Here is a 23,905-nt window from a genome sequence, read left to right on the forward strand (position 1 = left end):
CAGCTTACTTGTCGCTGCCGCGGGCCAGCTTGGCGATGATCCAGCCGGTAGCAAAGGCCACGCCGAACGAGGCCAGCGGACGTTCGCGGATCAGTTCAGCGGCGCTGTCGATCAGGTCCTTGCCCTTGTCCATCAGTGCGTCGACCTGTTCCTTCGCAGCGGCACCACCGAACTCGGCGGCAGCCAGGCCCGACAGTGCGCTGTCGGACAGTTCAGCCTTGACGTTGGCTTTGCCGATGCGCAGTTCGTCGGTCGCGGCGCCGGTAGCGCCCTTGATCGCACCGCCGGCAGCGCTGGCGGCCTGCTTCAGGTGGGAACCGGCTTCACCCAGGTGGTCCTTCAGGTTCTCGGTATTGGTGGGGCTCATCGAATCACTCCTGTTGCGATGGGGGAACGGGCGATCAGCTTCAGCTGATCTGGACATACAGCAATAGCATCACACGGGTATAGGGGGCGTTACGGCCAGGCGATCACCGCATCACCAACTGGCCCTGCTGCTGGCCATTGTTGCGCAGGATGCGCAGTACCAGGGTCGGTGGGCGCTGCTGGAAATTGGCACGCCAGCTTGCCAGGTCGGCGAACTCGCCCACCGTGGCATCGGTGATGATGTCGCCCTGCTGCAGGCCATTGGTCGCGGCGCGGCTGCCGCGCTTGACCTCGCTGACCAGCACGCCACCCACGCCGGACTGACGCAGCGACTCGGGCAGGTCGACGAAGCTGGCTCCGGTCAGGCGCGGGTCCAGGCTCTCGCCGCTGACCACGCGCGCCTGTTCCTTCAGCGTCGCCTTGATCTGCAGCGGCTTGCCTTCGCGGCGGACGTCCAGGGTCAGCACACTGCCCACCGCCGCCAGGCCTTCCACGTTGTGCAGTGCTTCGGCGCTGTCCACGCGCTGGCCGTTGGCCGAGACCACCACGTCGCCCGGCTTCAGCCCTGCGGCGGCGCCGGCCGAGCCGGCCAGCACGCGGGTCACCAGCGCGCCACGGGTTTCGCCCAGGCCCAGGCCCTGCGCGATCTGCGCGCTCAGGTTCTGGCTTTCGATGCCCAGCGTGCCGCGCACCACCACGCCATGCTTGACCAGCTGGTCGACCACGCTGCGGGCCAGGTTCGACGGAATCGCCAGGCCCAGGCCGATGTTGCCGGCCATGCTGCCCTGCGGGTTGAAGCTGGCGGTGTTGATGCCCACCAGCTGGCCCTGCAGGTTGACCAGCGCGCCGCCGGAATTGCCCGGGTTGATCGATGCATCGGTCTGGATGAAGTTCTGGTAGCCCAGCCCACGGATGCCACTGCGGCCCACCGCCGAGACGATGCCCGAGGTGACCGTCTGGCTGAAGCCGAACGGATTGCCGATGGCGACCACGAAGTCGCCCACCCGCAGCTGGTCGCTGTTGCCCAGCTTGATGTCGGTCAGGTTCTGCGCCGGAATACGGATCAGCGCGATGTCCGTGTCGCGGTCCGAGCCGAGGAACTCGGCCTTTACCGTGCGCCCGTCGGCCAGTGTCACCTGCACGTCATCGGCATTGTCGATGACGTGGTGGTTGGTCAGCACCAGGCCTTCGGTGGCATCGATGATGACACCCGAACCGAGCGATTCGTTGATCCGCTCCTGCGGGATGTCCGGGAACAGGCGGCGGAAGAACGGGTCGTTGAAGAACGGGTTGCGTACCCGCACCACCTGCTTGGTGTTGACGCTGACCACCGCCGGCATCGCCTTTTCCAGCATCGGCGCAAGCGATGGCACCGCCTGCCCGGCGACCGACGCCGGCAGCGCTGCGCTGGTGGGCAGCACTGCCGGCAGCGGAGCGGCATCGGCACGGTTGTCCAGGTGCGCATTGAGGCCGGTGGCAACGAAGCCGCCGAAGGCCGCAGCGATTGCGAGCGTAAGCAGGGTGGGGAGCGGTCGCATGGGAGTCGGTTCGCAGGCAGGGGTGGGGGCTGTTGACGCATACGGTAGAACAAGCTGAATGAGTGTGTCGCGATCTGGATAAATGCCTCATGAAAATCCGACCCGTGCCGAGGGCGCCGGGAAGGTGCTGGGCGCGCCGTGCTGCTGTTCGCGACAGTTGCGCGCGAGCGTCGCAAGGCACGCCGACAGCACCGTGATACACCGCGACACTTGCGCAGTTGCGTGCTTCCTGACCTTGCGATGGCGCTCATCGCGGCATGGATGCGCTGCCGCTGCCATTACCTGCATGGGCCTGCTGGCAGCAGGCCGGCTGCGCAGCACACTGCTTAAAAAAAGGGGTTTCCTGACTGCGGGGCGCATCAGCCGTCGCTGCCGCTTACATCAGTTGCGTCGCAACAGATGCGATTGACCGGTCGTGCCCGTTCCACGATCGCCATTGTCGGTATAGCATCGCCCCGTTTTGACAATCCAGGCCCCCAGGAGGGCAACATGAGCAACGGTAATGGTGTGTCGGTCGTGACCGACGCCGTCGAGAACGTGAAAGAAACCGCCACCAACGTCGGCGAGACCATCGCCCACGCCGCCGAAGACGCAGTGAAGTCGGTCAAGAAGACCGTCAAGCGCGCCCGCAAGGCTGCCACCACCCGTGTCGCCAAGGCCAAGAAGGTTGTGGCCAAGGTCGAGAAGACCGTTGCCAAGAAGGCCGAGAAGGCCGCCAAGTCGGTCGGCAAGACCGTCGCCAACGCCAAGAAGAAGCTGGAAGCGGCCAAGAAGAACGCCAAGGCCGAAGCGGCTGCCCTGAAGAAGGAAGTGGCCAAGAAGAAGGCGGCTGCTGGCAAGGCCGTGACCAAGAAGGCGGCTGCTGCCAAGAAGACCACCAAGGCTGCCGGCAAGAAGGTCGCCACCGTGAAGAAGGCCGCCACCAAGAAGGTTGCGACCGCCAAGAAGACCGCTGCTGCCAAGAAGGTTGTCGGCAAGAAGGTCGCTACCGCCAAGAAGGCCGTGGCCAAGAAGACCGTTGCTGCCAAGAAGGTTGTCGGCAAGAAGACCGTCGCTGCCAAGAAGGTCGTCGGCAAGAAGACTGCCGCTGCCAAGAAGGTCGTCGGCAAGAAGACTGCCGCTGCCAAGAAGGTTGTCGGCAAGAAGACTGCCGTTGCCAAGAAGGTTGTCGGCAAGAAGACCGCCGCTGCCAAGAAGGTTGTCGGCAAGAAGACTGCCGTTGCCAAGAAGGTTGTCGGCAAGAAGGTCGCCGCTACCCGCAAGACGGTCGCCAAGAAGGCTGCACCGCTGAAGAAGGCCGTCGCCAAGAAGGCTCCGGCCAAGAAGGCTCCGGCCAAGAAGGCCGTGCGCAAGGCTGCCAAGCGCAAGTAATCGCGCATGGTTCGAAGGCCCTTCCGCTCATCGGGCGGGAGGGCCTTCTGCGTTTTCGGGCGGCGGTCGGCCGCGCCCGGCGTGGATCTGCGGCAGCAGGCTGGGGCAAGATGAAGGTCTTCCGCAGGAGCCCTGACCATGCGCGGTATCGATTTCAGTTCCTGGCAGGGCGTGCTGTCCACCCTGGCCGGGTTGGTCCTGATCACCCTGCTCGGCGTGGGTATCCGCCTGCTGGTGATGCAGACCCTGCAGCAGCGCCGCGAACGCGAGAACCGCCAGATCAACGAGCGGCTGCGTACCTTGATGGCGGCCTACAAGACGCTGGGAGGTTCCTTCACCGGTGAGCTGGGGGTCGACCCGGCCCATCTGCGCGATCTGCGCCAGCGGGCACACGAAGAAGGCATCGCCGAGCCGGGCTCGGATCGGGCCAGGCGCATCCGCGACGCGGTTGAAGCGGCCTTGTCGGACATCCTGTTGCTGGGCACCGATGAGCAGGTGCGGCTGGCAGCGCGCGCTGCCAGTGAACTGGCGCAGGGGCGTCCGGTGCACACACATGACCTGGTGATCTCGCTGCGCGACTTCGTCCGCGAGGCGCTGGACCTTGCACCGGTGCCGGCCGACCTGGAGATCCCACGGCAAGGGCCTACCCGTCCCGCGGGCGGCGGTGGTGGAAGTGGCAAGGGCCGCAACGAGGGCGAAGGCAAGGGCGGTCGCACCGGTGGCGGTGGTGGCATGGGCGCCGGAATGGGGGGGCTAGGCGTCGGTGCGGGTGCTGCGCTGGGCGCGGGCCATGCGGCCGGTGAAGATGAAGCGGGCGCCCGTTGAGAACGCCCGCCCGGGTCAGCGCTTGAGTTCCAGGATCGGCACGAATCCGCCGTAGATCATTCGTGCACCGTCGAACGGCATGGGATTCTTCGCCGGGTCCAACCGCGGGTCTTCCATCATTTTCTGCATGCCTGCATCGCGTGTGGCTTTGTCCGGCCACTCGATCCAGGAAAACACCACCGTTTCGTCCGGAGCAGCTTTCACCGCGCCGAAGAAGTCGGTGGTCTTGCCGTGCGGCACGTCATCGCCCCAGCACTCGACCACGCGCAGGGCGCCAAATTCGAGAAACACCACATCGCCGCTGCGCGCATGGGCAAGGAACTTCTCTTTGTTGGCGGTGGGTACCGCCAGGACGAAACCATCGATGTAGCTCATCGCTTGCCTCCGCAATGGACCGTGCCAGGCGCACGGCCTTCAGTGGGTCGACGCCCCAGGGCGCGGGAAATCGACATTGATCGACGCGCCATTGAATCGAAGCGCGTGCGCGCACCGCGCGCGTATGCCTGAGCCTTGCTGAATCAATGCAGAAAATTCAGCAATGCGAAGACCGCTGTTTTCAGGGAGCGTTGTGGCGAATAACGGAGAATTTACATTCCCGATGCGATGGCGCCCTGGCGCTGCTGCACACCATAAGAAAGTAAAGGTGTACCCCCATGAAGAATTCGCTGATTGCTCTGGCTCTTGCCGCTGCCCTGCCGTTCACCGCCTCGGCTGCCGAGAACCTGTCCTACAACTACGCCGAGGCTGATTACGCCAAGACCGACGTTGACGGCATCAAGGCTGACGGCTGGGGCGTGAAGGGTTCCTACGGCTTCCTGCCGAACTTCCACGCGTTCGGCGAATACAACCGTCAGGAAGTCGACCACACCAACATCAAGGTTGACCAGTGGAAGGTCGGTGCCGGTTACAACGTCGAAATCGCTCCGTCGACCGACTTCGTTGCCCGCGTTGCCTACCAGAAGTTCGACCGCAAGCACGGCCTGGATTTCGACGGCTACAGCGCTGAAGCCGGTATCCGCACCGCGTTCGGCGCCCACGCTGAGGTCTACGGCCTGGTCGGTTACGAAGACTATTCGAAGAAGCACGGCATCGACATCGACAGCCAGTGGTACGGCCGTCTGGGTGGTCAGGTCAAGCTGAACCAGAACTGGGGCCTGAACGGCGAGCTGAAGATGAACCGCCACGGCGACAAGGAATACACCGTCGGCCCGCGCTTCAGCTGGTAATCGCACCGCAGCGCAGTCCTGCGCTGCTCGTGCCCCGACAGGCCCGGCTCATGCCGGGCCTGTTTCGTTGTGGTGAACCGGAACGCCATCTGACTGCCGTTCCGGGGCGATGGTGCGTTGCAATAAATTGGATTCCGCTGCCTGCGATCCCGGCCTACGGTGGGCTTTCCGTACAGCAGGATCTGCCGCAATGCCGCTTGTTGTTCCCGCTCTGCTCCCTGACCAGCCTTGCCGCCTGGCACTGCTGGCCCCGCATCCGGTACTGCGATTGGGCGTGGAAGTGATTCTGCGTCAGCACGGTGGCGTGCAGATCTGTGGCAGTGTTGCCGACGAACGCGCGCTGCTGGACCTGCTGCACCTCAACCCGGGCGGCGTCGACCTGTTGTTGATCGACGCACTGCTGCCAGGCGACGCCGGAGATGGGCTGGCCCTGCTGCGCCGGTTGTCGCAGCGCTGGCCGCTGTTGCCGGTGCTGGTGCTGTCGGCGCATTGCAATGCCAGTACGGTGACCACGGCAATGCAGGCCGGTGCGCGCGGATTCATTTCCAAGGCAACCTCGGCAGAGATGTTGTTGCGCGCGGTTGATGCCGTGGCAAGTGGCAGGCGCTTCGTGCCGCCGGAACTGCGTGCGCACCTGAACCGGCCGCGCGTGCGGCGCATGCCGGCACCCGTGTTGAAACCGTTGAGCTGTCGCGAGCGCGAAGTGCTCCGGCTGGTCCTGCAGGGCTGCAGTACCGGTGAGGTCGCATTGCGATTCGGCCGTTCGGCCAGCACCGTCAGCACGCAGAAGCGCACGGCCTACCGGAAGCTCGGCATCCACAGCGATGGCGAACTGTTCCGCATCCGCCACCTGCTTGAATGCGGCTGAGCGCTCTACTCGCCCTGGTACTGCTTTTCTTCCACCAGCGCCGAACCGGCAACGCGGTTGATCTCGTTCTTGACCTGCACGCGCTCACCGTTGGTGCCATACACGCCGCGCGCCAGCTGGATGAACGCGTCGTCGAACACCTGCGCCGCTTCCTTGTCGCGCAGCTGGTCCTGGATCTCCCACATGCGCTCGTTGATCACCTTCAGCTGCGTCTTCAGCGCGGCCAGTGCCGGCTGCGCGTCAAGCTGCTGCTGCAGCAGTGGCAGCAGGCCGCCAAGTTCGGTGCGCACGTTGGCCAGCTTGGTCGCATCGTCGATGCGCTCGGCCTTGATCTCGAGAATGGTGATCTTGTCGATCAGCTCACCGATCGATACCGGGGTCAGGATGGCGTCCACGCGGTTGATTCCTGGAAATAGGCCTGCATGATACCGCGCCCGCCATGGCAAGGATTTACGCTGAATTTGCGCTGGCGCGGCGGCATCGCCATCGAACCGTTACGGCCCTGCCATCGACACTGCCGTCCCGGCGGACAGACCGCCTTCGACGAGGAAGCAAGTGCAGTGAAGAGCAAGGGGATGATCGTGGCCACCGCGGCCGCACTGGCGGGGCTGCTGTGCGCCGGCGGCGTGCAGGCACAGGTGCAGGTGACTGGCACAGCGGCATTGACCAGCGACTATGTCTGGCGCGGCAGTTCGCAGAGCGACGGCGATCCGGCCGCGCAGGTGGGGGCAAAGGTGACCGTCGGTTCGGGCTGGTATGCCAGCGCATGGGGCTCGAATGTCTCGTTCACGCCGGACAACGGTGCACGCAGCGAGTTCGATCTCGTCGCTGGCTGGTCGGGCGCGCTGTCGCCGGACTGGAGCCTGGATGCGAACCTCACCCGTTATGTCTATCCGGGCACCGGCCGCGCACTGGACTGGACTGAACTCAATGTCACCACGACCTGGAAGCAACGGGCCTGGCTGCAGGTTGCCCACTCCAACGATGCGTTGGCCGGCGGCCGTCGCGGCACCTACGCACAGCTGGGCGTGCGGGTGCCGCTGAACGAGCGCGTGCGCCTGGAAGCAGCGGTGGGGCAGTACTGGCTGGCCACCGCACAGGGGCCGGACTACCTGCATGGCCAGCTCAGTGCGATCGCCACGCTGATGCCGGCATGGGAACTGCGCGCCACCGTGCATGACACCGACAGCGCCGCCAAGCGGTTGTTCCCGGGCAATGCCGGCGGACGCTGGGAACTGGCGTTGCAGGGCAGCTTCTAGTCGGTCGATGCCACCTTGCGTGTGCGCCACGCAGTGGGCAGCCATACCAGCAGGGCCAGTACCGCTACCGCGGTACCGGCCACGCACACACCGGTCCAGCCGAAACGCTGGTAGACCTGCGACGACAGCAGCGAACCCAGCGAGCCCCCGATGAAATAGCCGGTCATGTAACCGGCATTGAGGCGGTTGCGTGCCTCCGGCTGCAGCGCGTAGATCAGGTTCTGGTTGCTGACGTGCAGCAGTTGCGCGGCCATGTCCAGCACCACCACGCCGACCAGCAGCGCCAGCAGCGAGTGCGTCGACAGCCCCAGAGGCAGCCAGGACAACAGCAGCAGCACCAGCGCAATGGCCGTGGCGCGACCGCTCTGGCCACGGTCGGACATGCGCCCGGCCAGACCGGCAGCGAGGGTGCCGGCGGCACCGACCAGGCCGAACAGGCCGATGGTGGCGTCGCTGTAAGCATACGGCGGCTGCGCCAGCAGGAATGCCAACGGCGTCCAGAAGATCGCGAACATCGCAAAGCTGCATGCGCCGAGCAATGTGCGTTGGCGCAGTACCGGTTCCTGCAGGAACAGCGTGCCGATCGAGCGCAGCAACGCGAAATAGCCCAGCCCGGCCGTGTGGTGGAAGCGCGGCAGGCCGCGCTGCAGGGCCAGTGCGGTCAGCACCAGCGTACCTGCAGCAATCGCGTAGACCAGTCGCCAATCGCCCAGGCTCGACAGCAGGCCGGCCACGGTGCGCGCCAGCAGGATGCCCAGCAGCAGTCCGCTCATCAAGGTGCCAACCACACGGCCACGGTGCTCCGGCGCGGCCAGGGTGGCGGCGAACGGCACCAGTACCTGCGCGACCACCGAGAACAACCCGGTGATCGCAGTACCGGCCAACAGCCATGGCAATGACGACGCGCAGGCGCTGATCACCAGTCCGCTGGCCGACAACAACGTCATCACCACGATCAGTCGACGGCGTTCGAACAGATCACCCAACGGCACCAGCAGGATCAGGCCGGCCGCGTAGCTCAACTGGGCGGCGGTCACCACCATGCCGACCTGGCCGAAGGGCACGCTGAAGGCGTCGGCCATGGTGTGCAGCAATGGCTGCGCGTAGTAGTTGCTGGCCACCGCGACGCCGGTGGCGACCGACATCAGCAGGATCTGCCAGCGCTGCAGGGGAGGAAGGGAAGGGGACACGCGATGTTCCGTGAAGCAGGGCAGCACAGTGTCTGCCTGCTGCGATCATGATGGAAATGAATCATCATCATCCCTGCCATCTGAAATAGAGATACTGGTGTGAACCTCAAGCAGCTTGAGTTCGCCGTGGCCCTGGCAGAAGAGGGCAGCTTCACCCGAGCGGCCGCGCGCTGCCATGTGGTGCAGTCTGCCTTGAGCCATCAGATCGCCCATCTGGAACAGGAACTGGGCACTGTGTTGTTCGAGCGGCTGCCACGCCAGGTGCGCGCTACGGCGGCGGGCGAAGCGTTGCTGGTGCATGCGCGACAGGTACTGACCAGCCTGCGCCACCTGCGTGCGGATGTCGCCGCGGTCAGTGGTGAAGTGCGCGGTCTGCTGGCGATCGGGCAGATATCGTCACTGACCGATATCGACGTGGTGGCCTTGCTGGCGGCTTTCCAGCAGCAGCATCCGCAGGTCGAGTTCCAGTTGAGGGTGGACAAGAGCGAGACCCTGCTGGAGCAGGTGCAGTCGCGCGCACTGGATGTGGCGCTGGTGGGGTTGGCGCCGTCAGCCAATCTCGAGGGCGTCTGCCACCAGATGCTGCAGGAAGAGGATCTGGTGGCCGTGCTGGCGCCACAGCATCGGCTGGCTACGCGCCGCCGGCTGCCGTTGGCGGCGCTGCAGGATGAGGCCCTGGTGGACTTCCCGCGGGGTACCGGCGCGCGCCGGCAGACCGATGATGCGTTCGCGGCAGCGGGCCTGCCGCACCAGGTGCGTTTCGAGGTCAACCTGATGGAACTGGTCGAGCGCTTTGTCCGCCACGGCCTGGCGGTGGGTATCGTGCCGGTGTTGATCGCCGATGGTTTTGAAGGGGTGGTGCAGGTGCCTCTGCAACCGACTCCGACCCGGCGCGTGCACCTGGTCTGGCAGCGCCTGCCGACGCCAGCCGCACGCGCCTTCGTCGATGCCGTGCTCAGCCGCGCAGGCGCAGGCTCAGGCCCTTGAGGAAGTTGCGCAGCATCTGGTCCAGGCAGCGCCGATAGTTCTTGTGGCCGGGCTGGCGGAACAGCGCGCCCAGTTCGGATTTGGAGACAGTGAAGCCGACGCTGGTGAAGATCTCCATCATGTCGACATCGCGCAGCTGGAAGGCCACGCGCAGTTTCTTCAGCACCAGGTTGTTGTCGATGCGGGTTTCAACCGCGCGCGGCGCCTGGCCCTCATCCTGACCACGCAGGTGCAGGATCAGGCCATCGAGGAAGTGCGCCAGCGCACTGTCGCTCATCGGCTGGAAGCCCGGCTCGTCTTCACGCAGCAACCAGGCCTTGGCCTGCTCGACATCCACGTCGAACGCCGGATCGGCCATCTGGCACAGGGTCACCACGTGGTGGTCGCCGAGGTCCAGGGAGTAGCGCACGCTGCGCAGCACATCGTTATTGATCATGCCCCATTGTACCGGCCCTGCGGCTGTCACCGGACTGTCACCGGATTGCAGCATCGTGAGCGCTGTTCTGCAGAGACTCCCTCCGATGCGCCGGTACCTCCTCTCCATTCTGCTGGTCGCCAGCAGCTTCGTCGCCACCGCCCAGGACCGCTACGTCCCCGTTGAGCAGCGTCTCAGCGCGGCCCAGCTGGCCGAAGTGGGCCTGGACGCGACCCAGCTGCAGACCCTGAACCGCGTGCTGCGCGAGGCGGAGGCGTCTACGCCCGCCTCCACCCGGGCGCCGGTTGCCGCGAACGCCGGTGCGCCGTTGCCGGCCAACGTTCCCGCACCGGCGGCAATGCACCTGGGCCTGGAAGAGGGCCCGGTCAGCGCCCGCGTGGTCGGCGATGTTGCGGGCTGGGAGCCGGGCACGGTGTTCACCCTCGACAATGGCCAGCAGTGGCAGGTCATGAAGGGCCAGATGAAGCTGCGCAAGACCCTGCAGGCGCCGCAGATCGAGGTGGTTCCCGGTATCGCCGGGCGCTGGTTCCTGCAGGTCGACGAAGATCTGCCGAAGGCCCGTGTATTCCGCCTGCGCTGACCGCGCGCGGCGTAGCGGGCCGATCAGGCAACGCAGTCGTGGACCGACGGTGCCAGAATGGCGGTCTGGTTTCCCACGGAGTTGTCTGATGACCCGAACCGTTCTGATTACCGGCGCCACCTCCGGCTTCGGCGCCGCCGCCGTGCATCGCTTCGCCCAGGCAGGCTGGAAGGTGATTGCCACCGGCCGTCGCAGCGAACGCCTGCAGCCGCTGGTGGAGCGCTATGGCAAGGAGGTGGTGCACGCGGCCGTGTTCGACGTGCGTGATCCGATCGCAATGGAAGCGGCACTGCTGGCCCTGCCGCCGGCCTTCGGCGACATCGACCTGCTGGTCAACAATGCCGGTCTCGCCCAGGGCACCGCGCCGGCGCAGAGCGCCAGCCTGAAGGACTGGACGACGATGATCGACACCAACATCACCGCGCTGGTCACCCTGACCCATCGCCTGTTGCCGCAGCTCGTGGAGCGCAAGGGCGCCATCATCAACATTTCGTCGGTGGCCGGTGTCTATCCGTATCCGGGCGGCAACGCCTATGGCGGCACCAAGGCCTTCGTCAGCCAGTTCTCGCTGGGCCTGCGCTCGGACCTGCACGGTACCGGCGTACGGGTGACCACCATCGAACCGGGCATGGCCGAAACAGAGTTCACCGTTGTCCGTACCCATGGCGACCAGGTCGCGTCGGACAAGCTGTACACCGGCGCCAACCCGATGACCGCCGAGGACATCGCCGAGCAGATCTTCTGGGTGGCGAGCCTGCCGCCGCATCTGAACATCAATCGCCTGGAACTGATGCCGGTCAGCCAGTCGTTCGCCGGCTTCCAGGTTGCCCGCGAGGGCTGATCCGCGTCCTGGATGCGTTCTGTAGAGCCGAGCCCATGCTCGGCTGATCGCCTAATGAAGCCGAGCATGGGCTCGGCTCTACAGGCAAAAAAAAGCCGGGCAATGCACGGCTTTCTTCATTCATGCATGCAGACTCACTGCGCCTTGATCGCCATCGCCTGCAGGCCGGTGCCATCCAGCTTCTGCTTGGCTTCGGAAAGCTCACCGGCACTGCCATAGGGCCCCATGCGCACGCGGTAGACGGTCTTGCCGTTGATCTGCGCCGACTCCACGCGTGCGGCCAGGCCCATCATCGCCAGCTTGGCCTTGGTTGCCTCCGCATCGCCGGACGCGCCGAACGCACCTGCCTGCAGGATGTAGCGGGCGTTGTCGGCCGATGCCGGGGCTGCCGCAGCGCTGGCGGCGGCCGGCGCGGCTTCGCTGCGTGCCGCAGGAGCGGCGGCAACGGTACTGGCCGGCACAGTGGTGCCGGCTGCTGGCGTCGCTGCTGCCGGGCGTTCACTTACCGGGGTCGGCAGCGGACGGCTGGTGGCGGTCACCGGCGCGGTGCTGGCAACGCTCGCCGTCGCCGCAGGTGCGGCGGCCGCAACCGCCGGCACCGGCTTGCCTTCCAGTGCGGCCTGCGCGCGCTGCGCTTCGGCCTTGGCCCGGCGCTGGTCTTCGGCACGCGCGCTGGCGGCCAGTTCGGCGTCGGACATTTCCACTTCCTTGCCCGGCAGCAGGGTGTAGAAGTCGTACTGGGTGGCGGCCGGCTTTTCCGGTTCGGCCGGTTTCGGCGTGGCCGGCTGTGCGACCGGCTGGGTGCCGACATCGCTTTCGCCATCGGCCACCGGCGCCGGCTGCGCGTTCGGGTTCGGCTGCGGACCGGCGCGCAGGAAGCCATCACCCTCGCCCTTGAACAGGTTCGGCGCCGCCAGGAACACCACGGCAGCGATCGCCACGCCGGCAACCAGCCACACCCATCCGGGCGTGCCTTGGCTGCTGTTGCGCCGAGCCTGTGTCTTGCCGCGTCGTGCTGCCATGTCTACTGCGTCTCCTGAGACTTACATTTTTTCCGGGGCGGAAACGCCCAGGAGGTCGAGGCCGTTGGCCAGTACCTGGCGCGCTGCGCAGGCCAGGGTCAACTTGGCGTTGCGATCGGTCGCGTCGTCCACCAGCACCGGTGTCCCGTGATACCACGTGTGGAACGCGTGCGCCAATTCGCGCAGGTACTGCGCGACCAGGTGCGGTTCCAGCGCCACGCCAGCCGCTTCCACCACTTCCGGATAACGCGAGATCTCGTTCATCAGGGCCAGCGACGCGTCATCGGCCAGACGGCCCAGGTTGGACAGGCCCGTGTCCTGTTCGTAGACCAGGCCCTTCTCCTGCGCCTGGCGCAGCAGGCTGCAGACGCGGGCATGCGCGTACTGCACGTAGAACACCGGGTTGTCGTTGCTCTGCTGACGGGCCAGATCGATGTCGAAGGTCAGCTGCGAATCGGGCTTGCGCGCGATCAGGAACCAGCGGGTCGCGTCGCGGCCGGCTTCTTCGATGAGGTCGCGCAGGGTGAAGTAGCTGCCGGCACGCTTGGACAGCTTCACTTCCTCGCCGCCGCGCATGACGGTGACCATCTGGTGCAGCACGTATTCCGGCCAGCCCTGCGGGATGCCTACTTCCATGGCCTGCAGGCCGGCACGCACGCGCGCCAGCGAACCGTGGTGGTCCGCGCCCAGCTCGGTGATCGCACGCTCATAGCCACGCTGCCACTTCGACAGGTGGTAGGCCACGTCCGGCACGAAGTAGGTGAAGGTGCCGTCGGACTTGCGCATGACGCGGTCCTTGTCGTCACCGAAGTCGGTGCTGCGCAGCCACAGCGCGCCGCCTTCTTCATAGGTATGGCCCGACGCCTGCAGCTTGGCCACCGCTTCGGCAACCTTGCCGTCGGCGTACAGCGAGCTTTCCAGGAAGTAGATGTCGAAATCCACGCCGAACGCGGCCAGGTCCAGGTTCTGCTCGTTGCGCAGGTAGGCGACGGCGAAGCGGCGGATCGCCTGCATGTCGTCCGGGTCCTTGGCGCCGGTCACGAGGGTGCCTTCCAGGTCGACGCTGGCGCCGATCATGTAGGCACGTGCCACGTCGGCGATGTAATCGCCGCGGTAACCGCCTTCGGGCCAGCCTTCCTGGTCCGGAGCGATGCCCTTCACCCGTGCCTGGGTGGACAGTGCCAGGTTCTCGATCTGCACACCGGCGTCGTTGTAGTAGAACTCGCGCTTGGCGTTCCAGCCGTTGGCATCGAGCACGCGTGCCACGCAGTCGCCGATGGCTGCGGCGCGGCCGTGGCCGACATGCAGCGGGCCAGTCGGGTTGGCCGACACATACTCCACGCCCACCGTGCGTCCATTGCCGGACAGGTTGCGGCCGTAATCGGCGCCTTCCTTGATCACGGTGGCGGCTTCACGCTGGTACGCGGCCGGTGCCAGGTGGAAATTGATGAAGCCCGGGCCGGCGATCTCGACCTTGCTGACGTCTTCGCTGCGCGGCAGCGCCTCGACCAGCGCCTGTGCCAGCGCGCGCGGATTGCTGCGCGCGGCTTTGGCCAGCAGCATCGCGGCGTTGGTGGCGAAGTCGCCATGGTCGCGGGTCTTCGGGCGCTCGACCACGAAGTCCGGCGGCAGGGAGTCGACGGGCAGGGTGCCATTGGCGCGCAGGGCTTCGATGCCTTGGCTGATCAGGGCGCGGAGGAGATTTTTCACGAGGCCTGCTGTGAGAATGAGCGGCGGAATCGCCCATTTTAGCGCAGATGCCGGGCCCAACGCTGACCGAGGCCTGCCTGCGAGGGCACGCGGGGTCGCTTGCTGCGGCAGGGCTCACCCCACCACGCGGGCCCGAAGCGGCGGTAGAAGGCCCCGTTCAGCAAATGAAACGGGACGCCCCTCGCCCACCACGAAGTGGTCCAGCAGGCGGATGTCGACCAGTGCCAGTGCCCGTTGCAGCTCCTCGGTGATCTGCGCGTCGGCCGCCGAGGGTTCCGGGTCGCCGGAGGGGTGGTTGTGGCTGAGGATGACCGCGGCGGCGTTGTGCAGCAGCGCTCTGCGCACCACCTCGCGGGGATAGACCGGGGCCGCATTGATGGTGCCGGCGAACAGTTCCTCGCAGGCGATCAGGCGGTGGCGGTTGTCCAGGAACAACACCACGAACAGTTCCCGTGCCTGCCCGCGCAGGCGGTGCTGCAGGTAACGGCCGACGGCGGCAGGGTTGTTGCCGACTGCCTCGCCCTGCTGCAGTTCAGCGGCCAGATAGCGGTGGGCCAGTTCCAGCCCTGCGGCCAGCGTGCAGCTGCGTGCCGGCCCCAACCCGGGAAGTTTCGACAGTTCGTGGGCCGAGCGGTCCAGCAATACCCGCAGAGGCCCGTGGGCAAGCAACAGGTCGCGCGCGGTCTGTACCGCGTCCCGGCCGCCAATGCCGGAACCGAGGAACAGGGCGAGCAGTTCGGCGTCGGACAGTGACGCGGGACCCCGGGCCAGCAGTTTCTCGCGGGGGCGCTCTTCTTCGGGCCATTCATGGATGGGCATGGCACCCAGCATGGCGTTCCGCGCCGGCCGGTCCCATAGGCCCTTGCCGTGGCCGCGGGTCGGCCAAGTCCTCAGTCGTGCCGGGTCTGCAGGTAGTCGTACAGCTCCTGGTTGGTCTGCAGGCCCAGCTTGCGCATGGCTTCGGCCTTCTGCCGGCTGATCGTCTTCGGGCTTCGCCCGCAGCGATCGGCGATGGCGTTGATGTTCAGGCCCTCGGCCAGCAGCTGCAGCACTTCAAGTTCGCGTGTCGACAACGCAGCCGGTGGATGCGGAAACAGCAGATCGCGCGCCTGCAGATGACGCCGCAGATGATCGGAGACGAACACCTGGCCCGCCATGGCGGCATTCAGGGCCTGGCCCAGCTCGGGGAAGCCGGCGCTCTTGTCGACCAGACCGTGTACGCCATCGCGCAGGAGGCCATCAAGCAGCCCGGGGTGCCGCGCCCCGGTCAGTACGACCACGGGAAGGTCGGGGTGGCGCTGGCGCAGCACCGCCAGCAGTTCGGGGCCATCCGGGCCGGGGCCGGGCATGGACAGGTCGGTGAGCACGGCATGGCAGGGCTGCTTTGCCAGCAGCTGCAGCAGTCCGGCACCGTCGGCGGCGGCACCGGCCACATCCATCTGGTGGCGCTCAAGCACGATTCGGATGCCGTGCAGGACGACCGGGTGGTCGTCGGCAATGATGATGCGCGGTTGCACGGGGAGCTCCTCGGAAATCGAACGGCACAGCTGGAGGCCAGTGACGATTCTGCAAAGCGGGGACGCAAAGAGGTATAGGAAAGTTCCGAAACGGCGCGCAGCAAACCCGGAAAACACGCCAGGTCCCCGCCCATGTGCTGATAGCCGCCCGCTATGTGCTGCGTGTACCAGGACGTTGCTGGCCTTCGGGTAAGCTAACGCCCTCGTTTGCACAGGAATTCCAGGTGGCTGATTCTCCCAACGCTTCCCCGACGCGGATCCGCGCGCTGGAAGGCCAGAAACTGCTCTTGTGTGTCGGCGGCGGGATCGCCGCGTACAAGGCCCTGGAACTGGTCAGGCGCCTGCGCGATGCCGGTGCGCTGGTGCAGGTGGCGATGACGGCCGGTGCCCAGCAGTTCGTCACGCCGCTCAGCTTCCAGGCCCTTTCCGGCCAGCCGACCCGCACCACGTTGTGGGACAGCGCCGCCGAACAGGCCATGGGCCACATTGAACTGGCCCGCTGGGCCGATCGCATCGTGATCGCGCCGGGCACCGCCGATCTGCTGGCACGCCTGGCCCAGGGCCACGCCGATGACCTGGTCAGCACCCTGTGCCTGGCCAGCACCGCACCGCTGACCGTGTGCCCGGCGATGAACCATCGGATGTGGCTGCATCCGGCCACCCAGGCCAATATCGCCCTGCTGCGCCAGCGTGGCGCCCAGGTGATCGGTCCGGTCGATGGGCCGTTGGCCGAAGGCGAGTCCGGCCCTGGCCGTCTGGCCGAGCCGGGTGACATCGTTGCTGCCCTGGCTGCCAACGGCACTGCCGGCACCGTCGCTACGGCGCCGGAAACGCGCGCGCTGCAGGGTCTGCGCCTGCTGATCAGCGCTGGCCCGACGTATGAAGACATCGATCCGGTGCGCTATGTGGGCAACCGCAGCAGCGGCAAGATGGGGTACGCGCTGGCCGCCGCCGCGGCCGCGCTGGGGGCCCAGGTGGTGCTGGTCAGTGGCCCGGTGCAGCTGCCGACGCCGCCCGGCGTGCAGCGCATTGATGTGCGCTCTGCCGCGCAGATGCGCGACGCGGTACTGAATGCGTTGCCGGCCGACATCTATATCGGTGCTGCCGCCGTTTCCGACTACACCCCGCGCCAGGTCGCCGCGCAGAAGCTGAAGAAGACCGCCGACAGCCAGTCACTGGTGATCGAGCTGGTACGCACCCCGGACATCCTGGCCGAGGTTGCCGCGCAGACGCAGTCGTTGAAGCTGGTGGTCGGCTTTGCCGCCGAGACCCACGATGTGGAGAAATATGCGCGCGGCAAGCTGGTCGACAAGCGCCTGGATCTGGTGATCGCCAACCAGGTGGGCATCAGCGGCGGTGGTTTCGAAAGCGACAACAATGCCGCCACCGCCTTCTGGCAGGATGGCGAACAGGTATTCCCGGCTACTTCCAAGCGTGAGCTGGCCGAACAACTGCTGGCACTGATCGCACGGAGACTTCAGGCATGACCGAGGCAGGCAACACCCACGGATTTTCCCCGCAACCGTTGCAGGTCAAGCTGCTCGACCCGCGCTTCGGCGACAGCTGGCCGCTGCCGGCCTATGCCACCGAAGCCAGCGCCGGCATGGATCTGCGCGCAGCGCTGGAAACCGCGCTGACCCTGCAGCCGGGCGATACCGCACTGGTCCCCAGCGGCCTGGCCATTCATATCGCCGATCCGCACCTGTGTGCGGTGATCCTGCCGCGCTCGGGCCTGGGCCATCGGCATGGCATCGTACTGGGCAACGGCACCGGCCTGATCGACGCCGACTACCAGGGGCCGCTGCTGATCAGTGTCTGGAACCGTGGCCGCGAGGCCTTCACCATCGAGCCGGGCGATCGCATTGCCCAGCTGGTGGTGGTACCGATTGCCCGCGTCAGCCTGCAGGTGGTGGATACTTTCACCGACAGCGTGCGGGGAACGGGTGGATTCGGCCATACCGGGGTGCGTTGACAGGGGACATCGATGAGCGGCATCGGGGAAGCACAGCGGGGAAAGTCGTTGGGACGGAGCGCGCCATTGCTGGGCGTGCTGCTGGTACTGCTGGCCGGCTGGTTCGGCTGGAGCGCGGTGCAGCAGTGGCGACAGGCGGCCAGCGGGGAAGCGCTGGAACAGGCGCGCGACCAGGCCGTGCAAGGGCTGCAGCAGGCTGCCGCCGGCCAACTGCAGCAGCTGCAGCAGCACTTGAAGGGCGACCGCGTCCAGCAGGCGCTGCAGGCCGGTGATGCGGCCGGTGCCGCGCTGGCACTGCGGGAAAGCTGGACCGGCGTCGAGCAGGTGGACGTGCTGAGCGCTGACCTCGCCGCAGGCTATGCCGATGCGGCCACGTTTGGATATGCACGCCTGGCCCTGCTGGAATCGGCGCTGGCAGATGGCAAGCCAACCCTGCGGGTGATCCGCGATGGCGGAGGCAACCGCCTGGGTCTGGCCGCGCCGGTAGAGTTGGCCGGCGTCGGACCGGCGGTGGTCTATGTCCGCCAGCCGCTGCTGCGCTTGACCGCGCCGCTGGATCAGGTGCAGGCCCCCGGCAATGGCTTCCTGGCGCTGCGCCAGGGAGCGCACAACATCGTGGCGCAGGGGGACAGCGGCCTGTCCGAGAGCGCCGAGGCAATGGCGCGCCCGGTGGCCGGAACCCCGCTGCGACTGACCGCCGCGGTGCCCAACGTGGAACCCGGCCCGTTGGGGCTGGGAGCCCTCGCCAGCGCGATTGTCGCCCTGTTGCTGGCCTTCATCGCGGTACTGCTGGTGGTAGGCCGTGGCCGACTGCCGAAGTCACTGCCATTGCCCATCCGGCGCAGCGCAGTGGCCGACGCCGATCACGGCCCGACCCTGCGTGAAAGCCTGCAGATGGTTCCGCCGACGGTGCCCAACGAGGCGCTGTCCGACGTTGCGCCGCCTCCTCCGCCACCACCGGTTCCCGCCGAGGCGCTGGCTGCAGGCATCTTCCGCGCGTACGACATCCGCGGCGTGGTCGGCAGCGAGCTGACCGCGCGCACCGCCGCGCTGATCGGGCAGGCAATCGGCACCGTCGCCCTCGAGCAGGGCCTGCGCGAGGTGGTGATCGGCCGCGATGGCCGCCTGTCGGGTCCTGAGTTGTCGGCCGGTCTGGCCGAAGGCCTGCGGCGTGCCGGCTGTGCGGTGATCGATATCGGCCTGGCGCCGACTCCGGTGGTGTATTTCGCCGCCTTCCATCTGCGCACCGGCACCTGCGTCGCGGTCACCGGCAGCCACAATCCGCCGGACTACAACGGTTTCAAGATCGTCATCGGCGGTGAGACCCTGTCTGGTGATGCGATCACCGACCTGTACCAGCGCATTGTCGAAGGCCGTCTGGTCCAGGCTGCGGAGCCGGGCGACTACCAGCAGCGCGAGGTCAGCGCCGACTACATCCAGCGTATTGCCGATGATGTGCAGCTGGACCGCCCGTTGAAGGTGGTTGCCGATGCAGGCAACGGCGTGGCGGGTGCCTTCGCGCCGCAGCTGCTGGAAGCGATCGGCGCCGAAGTGATTCCGTTGTACTGCGATGTCGACGGCACTTTCCCCAACCATCACCCCGATCCCAGCGAACCGGCCAACCTGGAAGACCTGGTGCAGACGGTCAAGCGCTTTGGCGCCGACCTCGGCGTGGCGTTCGATGGTGATGGCGATCGCCTCGGCGTGGTGACCGGCGAAGGCAAGATCATCTACGCCGACCGCCTGCTGATGCTGTTCGCCGCCGACGTACTGATGCGCAACCCGGGCGCGATGGTGATCTACGACGTGAAGTGCACCGGCACGTTGTCCGATCATGTGCTGCGCAATGGGGGCAGTCCGTTGATGTGGAAGACCGGGCATTCGCTGATGAAGGCGAAGATGCGCGAGACCGACGCCGAACTGGCGGGCGAGATGAGCGGCCACTTCTTCTTCAAGGAGCGCTGGTTCGGCTTCGACGATGGCCTGTATGCCGCTGCGCGCCTGCTGGAAATCCTGGCCCAGCGCGAAGAAGCGCCGGACGACGTGCTGGCCGAACTGCCGGAAATGGTGGCGACGCCGGAGTTGAAGGTGCCGGTGGCCGAAGGAACCCCGCATGCGCTGGTGGCGATGCTGGCGGCCGCTGCGCAGTCGCCGGACAACCCGTATGTCGGCGGTCGCCTGTCGACCATCGACGGCCTGCGGGTGGACTTCGCCGACGGCTGGGGCCTGGTGCGCGCCTCCAACACCACGCCGGTGCTGGTGCTGCGTTTCGAAGGCAACGACGAGGCCGCACTGGAGCGCATCCAGGCACTCTTCCGCAGCCAGCTGCAACCGGTGCTGGGCGACACCCCGCTGGGGTTCTGAGGTGGCGCCGGGCTGCGCCCGGCACCCGCCGAATCCACGTCAACGTCAAATTCAACCGCTGGCTTCCTGCGGGATGGCGGGGTGGGTCCGGTTGCGGGGGACGCTGCAAGTACGTCCATGTAAGCTCGGTCGCCGCATCCATGCGGCTCACGCCCCCGCAACCGGACCCACCCCGCCTTCGAGAGATCTCCGCGGTCTGTCGGAATGGCATGGCCTGCTCTTGGGGGTGTCGACCTTGGTCGACACGTAGATCCACGCCATGCGTGGATGTTTTTCGATCAATTGTCGAAATATTCGATTCCGATGGAGATTCATCCACGCATGGCGTGGATCTACTGGCCACCGGGAAACCGTCGAAGGCGGGGCACTGTGGGTGTGCGGGGTGTGAGCCGCATGGATGCGGCGACCAAGCCCCCATGGACGGGTTCACGGCGGCCCCGCACACCCACAGTGCCTCGCCATCCCGCAGGAAGCCGCTTTGGCTGTTGCCGTTGCTCCGGCTGTTGCTTGAAAGCCTCTGCGGGTGCAGGGCGCAGCCCTGCCGACCTTACTTCGCCCAGCCTTCGATCTCGCCGTGCGCGAACGGTCCGAGCTTGGCCTTCACCATCCGTCCCTGTGCATCGAACAGCACGCTGTAGGGCAGCAGGCCCTGTGCGTTGCCCAACTGCACGCTGGCGTCGCGTGGGCCTGGGGTATCGAGCACGATCGGGTAGTTCACCGGCACCCGCTGCAGGAAATCGCCCACACGGTCAGGCGTATCCAGCGCCAGGCCCAACACCTGTATGCCGCGCGCGCCCTGGCCCTCGGCAAAGCGGGCCAACTCGGGCATTTCCTCCACGCACGGGCCGCACCAGCTGGCCCACACATTGACCAGCAATGGTCGGTCCTTGAAGCGTTCGCGGAGATCCAGCGCGTTGCCTTCAGCATCGGGCAGGACCAACGCGGGCAGCGGATCACCGCGGCGCAGGATCGGCAGCGCCTGCGGCGATACCGCAACAGGCGCTGCGGTATCCGCCGCCGGTGACGGTGCCAGTCGATTGCCGGCCCACAGGCCTAGTCCGGCAGCCAGCACCGCTGTCCACAGCAGTGCTGGCCGTTGCCACTTCATCGGGCGGTGCGCAGCAATGCTTCTTCCACCAGCGCCTGGGTCAGCAGGGTGGGCAGCACTGTCGGCGGTGCGCCCGGCCCATAGACCACGTACAGCGGCACGCCCACGGCCTTGTGCTCATCCAGGAACGCGGTGATCTGCGGGTCCACATTGGTGTAGTCGCCACGCATGTACACCGCGTTGGTGCGCTTGAGCAGTTCCTTGAACTCCGGGCGGGACAGCACCGCGCGCTCGTTGGCCTTGCAGCTCACGCACCAGTCGGCGGTCATGTTGACGAATACCACGCGGTTGTCGGCGCGCAGGCGGTCCAGCATCTGCGGTGAATACTCCACCACGTTCTCGCTGCTCGCCTGTGCGGCACGTGCCGGCGGTGCCAGCTGGGTCACGGCCCACACCGGCACCAGCGCCGCGATCACCAGCAGCACGCCCAGCAGCCCGGCCGCGCGCTGGCTGCGCCAGCGGCTGCGCTCGAACAACCATAGGCCACCGGTGAGCAGCAGCAGGCCGCCCAGCGCCAGCGCCATGCCATCCACGCCACGCTGCTTGCCCAGCACCCACAGCAGCCACAACGCGGCGGCGTACATCGGGAAGGCCAGCACGTGCTTCAGCGTTTCCATCCACGGTCCGGGCTTGGGCAGGCGACGGGCCAGTGCCGGCACGAAACCGATCAGCAGGAACGGCAGGGCCAGGCCCAGGCCGAGGAACAGGAACACCAGCATCGCCGCCACCGGCGGTGCCACGAAGGCATAGGCCACGGCCGGGCCGAAGAACGGCCCCACGCAGGCGCTGCCGACCACGCAGGCCAGCACGCCGGTGAAGAAGTCGCCGGCCGGGCCGCTGCGCCGCGCCAGCGACTGGCCGAAGTTGCCGATGCCGCCGCCCATGGTGAACACGCCGGACAGGCTCAGGCCCACTGCGAACATGATGTAGGCCAGCGCCGCGACCACGCCGGGATGCTGCAGCTGGAAACCGATGCCGACCGCGTTGCCGAGCACGCGCAGGCCGACCATCAGTGCGCCGATCACGGCGAAGGCGACCAGCACGCCCAGCGTGTACCACATGGCATGGCTGCGGGCGCGCTCGGGGCTTTCACCGCTCTGCGCCAGGCTCAGCACCTTCAACGACAGGATCGGCAGCACGCAGGGCATCAGGTTCAACACCAGGCCGCCGGCCAGCGCCAGCAGCAGTACCCACAACAGCGAGCTGTCGGTTTTCGGCACGCGGCTGGGGGCCTTGGTACGCAGTGCATTGTCCTGCTGCGCGTCGGCGGCGAAGGCATCGGCACCCACTGCCGCTTCGGCGGTGGGTGCCGGCGTATTGTTGGGCACGGTCGGCAGCAGGCGCAGCGGCGCGCCGTTGGCACCTTCGCGGGTGCTGGCGGAAGTGCTGGCTGGTGTTACCGGTGCATCGGTGGTGGCGGTCTGGCCGGCGGCGGTCAGCGTGCCGGCCGGAATCGACAGCTTCACCCGGCGGGTCATCGGCGGGTAGCAGATGCCATCGGTCTGGCAGCCCTGGAAGGTCACCACCAGCGTGCTGTCGACCGCCTCGGTGCGGGTACGGCGCAGCGGCAGAGGTACTTCCACCTGGTTGAAGTACACCGACACATCGCCGAAGTGTTCATCGCGGTGCGACTGCGCAGCGGGCCAGCGCGGCTTGTCGGCCAGTACGCCGGCACTGCCTTCCAGCTTCAGCGACGTACGGTCGCGGTAGAGGTAGTAGCCCGGGGCGGGGCTGAAGCGCAGCAGCAGGGTATTGCCGTCGCTGGCGATGGCATCAAAGCCGAAGGCCTGTTCCGACGGCAGCGGCAGGGCCTGGCTGTTGCTGGTGCCCGGCAGGCGCAGACCACCGCCACTGCCGGCACCGGCCAGCGGGTTGTTGAACGCGCTGGTGCCGGTGACGCGTGCGGTCGGCAGCGCGGCAGGCGCACCGCCCGCGCCAGGCAGGGTCACCTGCACCACGCGCTTCTGCGGCGGGTAGCACACGCCGGCATCGGCGCAGCCCTGGTAACGCACTTCCAGGCTGATGGTGCCGGCGGCATCGGTGGGCGCACCGGGCAGAGTAGCCTGCAGGCGCTCGCGGTAGGTCTCCACCTCGCCGAAGAAATCGTCGTGGTGCTTCTTGCCTGCGGGCATCTGCAGCGCCGCGGCATTGAAAGCAGGATCGGCCTTCACCGTGGTGCGGTGGCGATACAGGTAATAGCCCGGGGCGATCTTGAACTGCAGCTGGATCTGCCCACGCTCGGGCGCACTGGCAGTCAGCGCGAACGCCTGGTCCACCGGCAGCAGATCTTTCTCATCCAGCGCGAAGGCCGGCAATGAAAGCCACAACAGGGCGCACAAGGCGGCGCCACGCGCAAACAGAGTCTTCAATCAGTGTCCTCCCGGGTCTGTGCCCGGATCCAGTCCAGATACGCCGGCAGGCCGGCCCGGGTTTCGACCGCGATGCACTCCGGGAGTTCATACGGATGCAGTTCGACGATCCGGGCGATGGCTTCATCGACACGGCTTGCGGTGGTTTTCACCAGCAGCTGCAGTTCGGCGTCGGTGGTCACCTCGCCCTGCCAGCGGTACGTCGACTGTGCGCCGTCCAGGCGGGTCACGCATGCAGCCAGATGCTCAGCGACCAGCGCGTGCGCGATGCGCTCGGCACTGGCCCGGTCCGGGCAGGTGGTCAACAGCAGCAGGACGGGATCGACGGTCGACATGACCGTCGAGTATAGGGCCCC

Annotated in this window: 24 protein-coding genes; 11 read left to right on the top strand and 13 right to left on the bottom strand. The window is 66.8% G+C overall.

Annotated elements, in window-relative coordinates; all coding sequences use genetic code 11:
* Nucleotides 1–4: 4 nt before the first annotated feature.
* Together HUT07_RS01425 and HUT07_RS01430 are read right to left on the bottom strand one after the other, a co-directional pair.
* Nucleotides 5–367 carry a hypothetical protein gene (locus tag HUT07_RS01425; protein ID WP_025878359.1) on the bottom strand — a complete coding sequence of 121 codons (363 nt, stop codon included), beginning with the start codon at nucleotides 365–367 and terminating at the stop codon, nucleotides 5–7.
* A gap of 103 nt (nucleotides 368–470) precedes the next feature.
* A complete protein-coding gene (locus tag HUT07_RS01430) occupies nucleotides 471–1,904 on the bottom strand; it encodes a Do family serine endopeptidase (RefSeq protein ID WP_176019407.1) in 1,434 nt (477 codons plus the stop codon).
* Between the two features lie 489 nt (nucleotides 1,905–2,393).
* On the opposite strand from HUT07_RS01430, the gene HUT07_RS01435 reads away from it, so the two are divergent.
* Both HUT07_RS01435 and HUT07_RS01440 read left to right on the top strand, forming a co-directional pair.
* Nucleotides 2,394–3,275 carry a histone gene (locus HUT07_RS01435; protein ID WP_176019408.1) on the top strand — a complete coding sequence of 294 codons (882 nt, stop codon included), beginning with the start codon at nucleotides 2,394–2,396 and terminating at the stop codon, nucleotides 3,273–3,275.
* Nucleotides 3,276–3,413: 138 nt separating this feature from the next.
* A complete protein-coding gene (locus HUT07_RS01440) occupies nucleotides 3,414–4,100 on the top strand; it encodes a hypothetical protein (protein WP_176019409.1) in 687 nt (228 codons plus the stop codon).
* Nucleotides 4,101–4,115: 15 nt separating this feature from the next.
* Here HUT07_RS01440 and HUT07_RS01445 read toward each other — a convergent pair whose 3' ends face one another.
* Entirely contained in the window at nucleotides 4,116–4,475 is a 360-nt protein-coding gene (locus HUT07_RS01445; protein WP_176019410.1) for a DUF1428 domain-containing protein, read from the bottom strand.
* Between the two features lie 278 nt (nucleotides 4,476–4,753).
* Here HUT07_RS01445 and HUT07_RS01450 point away from each other — a divergent pair, with 278 nt between their 5' ends.
* Together HUT07_RS01450 and HUT07_RS01455 are read left to right on the top strand one after the other, a co-directional pair.
* Nucleotides 4,754–5,326, top strand: coding sequence for an Ax21 family protein (locus HUT07_RS01450; protein ID WP_176019411.1), 573 nt, complete (start codon nucleotides 4,754–4,756; stop codon nucleotides 5,324–5,326).
* Between the two features lie 190 nt (nucleotides 5,327–5,516).
* The gene (locus tag HUT07_RS01455; protein WP_176019412.1) at nucleotides 5,517–6,194 is read left to right on the top strand and encodes a response regulator transcription factor; all 678 of its coding nucleotides are present in this window, start codon (nucleotides 5,517–5,519) and stop codon (nucleotides 6,192–6,194) included.
* Nucleotides 6,195–6,199: 5 nt separating this feature from the next.
* Here HUT07_RS01455 and HUT07_RS01460 read toward each other — a convergent pair whose 3' ends face one another.
* Nucleotides 6,200–6,589 (bottom strand): DUF6165 family protein, encoded by a 390-nt coding sequence (locus tag HUT07_RS01460; protein ID WP_176019413.1) that lies wholly within the window; start codon nucleotides 6,587–6,589, stop codon nucleotides 6,200–6,202.
* A gap of 165 nt (nucleotides 6,590–6,754) precedes the next feature.
* Between HUT07_RS01460 and HUT07_RS01465 the strand changes: the two genes are divergently transcribed.
* On the top strand, nucleotides 6,755–7,453 hold the full coding sequence (locus HUT07_RS01465; RefSeq protein WP_254898793.1) for a TorF family putative porin: 699 nt from the start codon (nucleotides 6,755–6,757) through the stop codon (nucleotides 7,451–7,453).
* On the opposite strand, the gene HUT07_RS01470 is transcribed toward HUT07_RS01465, so the two are convergent.
* A complete protein-coding gene (locus HUT07_RS01470; RefSeq protein WP_343203038.1) occupies nucleotides 7,450–8,598 on the bottom strand; it encodes an MFS transporter in 1,149 nt (382 codons plus the stop codon). The two genes, HUT07_RS01465 and HUT07_RS01470, sit on opposite strands and share 4 nt — an antisense overlap.
* A 144-nt stretch (nucleotides 8,599–8,742) precedes the next feature.
* Here HUT07_RS01470 and HUT07_RS01475 point away from each other — a divergent pair, with 144 nt between their 5' ends.
* Nucleotides 8,743–9,630 carry a LysR family transcriptional regulator gene (locus tag HUT07_RS01475; RefSeq protein ID WP_176019416.1) on the top strand — a complete coding sequence of 296 codons (888 nt, stop codon included), beginning with the start codon at nucleotides 8,743–8,745 and terminating at the stop codon, nucleotides 9,628–9,630.
* On the opposite strand, the gene HUT07_RS01480 is transcribed toward HUT07_RS01475, so the two are convergent.
* Nucleotides 9,599–10,066 carry a DUF1456 family protein gene (locus tag HUT07_RS01480; RefSeq protein WP_176019417.1) on the bottom strand — a complete coding sequence of 156 codons (468 nt, stop codon included), beginning with the start codon at nucleotides 10,064–10,066 and terminating at the stop codon, nucleotides 9,599–9,601. The genes HUT07_RS01475 and HUT07_RS01480 overlap by 32 nt on opposite strands.
* Nucleotides 10,067–10,151: 85 nt before the next feature.
* On the opposite strand from HUT07_RS01480, the gene HUT07_RS01485 reads away from it, so the two are divergent.
* Nucleotides 10,152–10,646: a hypothetical protein gene (locus tag HUT07_RS01485; RefSeq protein WP_176019418.1), complete on the top strand. Its 495-nt coding sequence runs from the start codon at nucleotides 10,152–10,154 to the stop codon at nucleotides 10,644–10,646.
* 88 nt (nucleotides 10,647–10,734) lie between these two features.
* Complete coding sequence (locus HUT07_RS01490; RefSeq protein ID WP_089241353.1) at nucleotides 10,735–11,487, top strand: SDR family NAD(P)-dependent oxidoreductase; 753 nt, start codon at nucleotides 10,735–10,737, stop codon at nucleotides 11,485–11,487.
* 134 nt (nucleotides 11,488–11,621) lie between these two features.
* On the opposite strand, the gene HUT07_RS01495 is transcribed toward HUT07_RS01490, so the two are convergent.
* The 4 genes from HUT07_RS01495 to HUT07_RS01510 all read right to left on the bottom strand — a co-directional run bounded on the left by HUT07_RS01495 (nucleotide 11,622) and on the right by HUT07_RS01510 (nucleotide 15,736).
* A complete protein-coding gene (locus HUT07_RS01495; RefSeq protein WP_176019419.1) occupies nucleotides 11,622–12,509 on the bottom strand; it encodes an SPOR domain-containing protein in 888 nt (295 codons plus the stop codon).
* Nucleotides 12,510–12,530: 21 nt separating this feature from the next.
* The gene (gene argS / locus HUT07_RS01500) at nucleotides 12,531–14,219 is read right to left on the bottom strand and encodes an arginine--tRNA ligase (RefSeq protein ID WP_176019420.1); all 1,689 of its coding nucleotides are present in this window, start codon (nucleotides 14,217–14,219) and stop codon (nucleotides 12,531–12,533) included.
* 114 nt (nucleotides 14,220–14,333) lie between these two features.
* The gene (gene radC / locus HUT07_RS01505; RefSeq protein WP_176019421.1) at nucleotides 14,334–15,038 is read right to left on the bottom strand and encodes a DNA repair protein RadC; all 705 of its coding nucleotides are present in this window, start codon (nucleotides 15,036–15,038) and stop codon (nucleotides 14,334–14,336) included.
* Between the two features lie 71 nt (nucleotides 15,039–15,109).
* Nucleotides 15,110–15,736 (bottom strand): response regulator transcription factor, encoded by a 627-nt coding sequence (locus HUT07_RS01510; protein WP_176019422.1) that lies wholly within the window; start codon nucleotides 15,734–15,736, stop codon nucleotides 15,110–15,112.
* Between the two features lie 224 nt (nucleotides 15,737–15,960).
* Here HUT07_RS01510 and coaBC point away from each other — a divergent pair, with 224 nt between their 5' ends.
* From coaBC to HUT07_RS01525, 3 genes are read left to right on the top strand one after another with little or no spacing between them, the layout of a single operon-like run.
* Complete coding sequence (gene coaBC, locus HUT07_RS01515; protein ID WP_176019423.1) at nucleotides 15,961–17,223, top strand: bifunctional phosphopantothenoylcysteine decarboxylase/phosphopantothenate--cysteine ligase CoaBC; 1,263 nt, start codon at nucleotides 15,961–15,963, stop codon at nucleotides 17,221–17,223.
* A complete protein-coding gene (dut, locus tag HUT07_RS01520; protein ID WP_176019424.1) occupies nucleotides 17,220–17,708 on the top strand; it encodes a dUTP diphosphatase in 489 nt (162 codons plus the stop codon). The genes coaBC and dut overlap by 4 nt, the downstream gene beginning before the upstream one ends.
* Nucleotides 17,709–17,720: 12 nt before the next feature.
* Nucleotides 17,721–20,072 carry a phosphomannomutase/phosphoglucomutase gene (locus HUT07_RS01525; RefSeq protein ID WP_176019425.1) on the top strand — a complete coding sequence of 784 codons (2,352 nt, stop codon included), beginning with the start codon at nucleotides 17,721–17,723 and terminating at the stop codon, nucleotides 20,070–20,072.
* A 547-nt stretch (nucleotides 20,073–20,619) separates the two neighbouring features.
* On the opposite strand, the gene HUT07_RS01530 is transcribed toward HUT07_RS01525, so the two are convergent.
* Genes HUT07_RS01530 through cutA form a run of 3 tightly spaced genes read right to left on the bottom strand, consistent with a single transcriptional unit; the run spans nucleotide 20,620 to nucleotide 23,884 of the window.
* A complete protein-coding gene (locus HUT07_RS01530) occupies nucleotides 20,620–21,180 on the bottom strand; it encodes a TlpA disulfide reductase family protein (RefSeq protein ID WP_176019426.1) in 561 nt (186 codons plus the stop codon).
* Nucleotides 21,177–23,549 carry a protein-disulfide reductase DsbD domain-containing protein gene (locus HUT07_RS01535; protein ID WP_176019427.1) on the bottom strand — a complete coding sequence of 791 codons (2,373 nt, stop codon included), beginning with the start codon at nucleotides 23,547–23,549 and terminating at the stop codon, nucleotides 21,177–21,179. The genes HUT07_RS01530 and HUT07_RS01535 overlap by 4 nt, the downstream gene beginning before the upstream one ends.
* Entirely contained in the window at nucleotides 23,546–23,884 is a 339-nt protein-coding gene (gene cutA, locus HUT07_RS01540) for a divalent-cation tolerance protein CutA (protein ID WP_025878647.1), read from the bottom strand. The genes HUT07_RS01535 and cutA overlap by 4 nt, the downstream gene beginning before the upstream one ends.
* Nucleotides 23,885–23,905 lie beyond the last annotated feature (21 nt).

It is taken from the genome of Stenotrophomonas sp. NA06056, from assembly GCF_013364355.1.
Classification (GTDB): domain Bacteria; phylum Pseudomonadota; class Gammaproteobacteria; order Xanthomonadales; family Xanthomonadaceae; genus Stenotrophomonas.

Bases quoted from the DNA above. Each gene is read 5' to 3' on its own strand.
- HUT07_RS01435 (WP_176019408.1), top strand. From the start codon at position 2,394: ATGAGCAACGGTAATGGTGTGTCGGTCGTGACCGACGCCGTCGAGAAC.
- HUT07_RS01440 (WP_176019409.1), top strand. From the start codon at position 3,414: ATGCGCGGTATCGATTTCAGTTCCTGGCAGGGCGTGCTGTCCACCCTG.
- HUT07_RS01495 (WP_176019419.1), bottom strand. From the start codon at position 12,509: ATGGCAGCACGACGCGGCAAGACACAGGCTCGGCGCAACAGCAGCCAA.
- HUT07_RS01480 (WP_176019417.1), bottom strand. From the start codon at position 10,066: ATGATCAATAACGATGTGCTGCGCAGCGTGCGCTACTCCCTGGACCTC.
- HUT07_RS01455 (WP_176019412.1), top strand. From the start codon at position 5,517: ATGCCGCTTGTTGTTCCCGCTCTGCTCCCTGACCAGCCTTGCCGCCTG.
- HUT07_RS01450 (WP_176019411.1), top strand. From the start codon at position 4,754: ATGAAGAATTCGCTGATTGCTCTGGCTCTTGCCGCTGCCCTGCCGTTC.
- HUT07_RS01490 (WP_089241353.1), top strand. From the start codon at position 10,735: ATGACCCGAACCGTTCTGATTACCGGCGCCACCTCCGGCTTCGGCGCC.
- HUT07_RS01445 (WP_176019410.1), bottom strand. From the start codon at position 4,475: ATGAGCTACATCGATGGTTTCGTCCTGGCGGTACCCACCGCCAACAAA.
- HUT07_RS01485 (WP_176019418.1), top strand. From the start codon at position 10,152: ATGCGCCGGTACCTCCTCTCCATTCTGCTGGTCGCCAGCAGCTTCGTC.
- radC (WP_176019421.1), bottom strand. From the start codon at position 15,038: ATGCCCATCCATGAATGGCCCGAAGAAGAGCGCCCCCGCGAGAAACTG.
- HUT07_RS01530 (WP_176019426.1), bottom strand. From the start codon at position 21,180: ATGAAGTGGCAACGGCCAGCACTGCTGTGGACAGCGGTGCTGGCTGCC.
- HUT07_RS01525 (WP_176019425.1), top strand. From the start codon at position 17,721: ATGAGCGGCATCGGGGAAGCACAGCGGGGAAAGTCGTTGGGACGGAGC.
- HUT07_RS01425 (WP_025878359.1), bottom strand. From the start codon at position 367: ATGAGCCCCACCAATACCGAGAACCTGAAGGACCACCTGGGTGAAGCC.
- cutA (WP_025878647.1), bottom strand. From the start codon at position 23,884: ATGTCGACCGTCGATCCCGTCCTGCTGCTGTTGACCACCTGCCCGGAC.
- HUT07_RS01430 (WP_176019407.1), bottom strand. From the start codon at position 1,904: ATGCGACCGCTCCCCACCCTGCTTACGCTCGCAATCGCTGCGGCCTTC.
- dut (WP_176019424.1), top strand. From the start codon at position 17,220: ATGACCGAGGCAGGCAACACCCACGGATTTTCCCCGCAACCGTTGCAG.
- HUT07_RS01470 (WP_343203038.1), bottom strand. From the start codon at position 8,598: ATGTCGGTCGCCACCGGCGTCGCGGTGGCCAGCAACTACTACGCGCAG.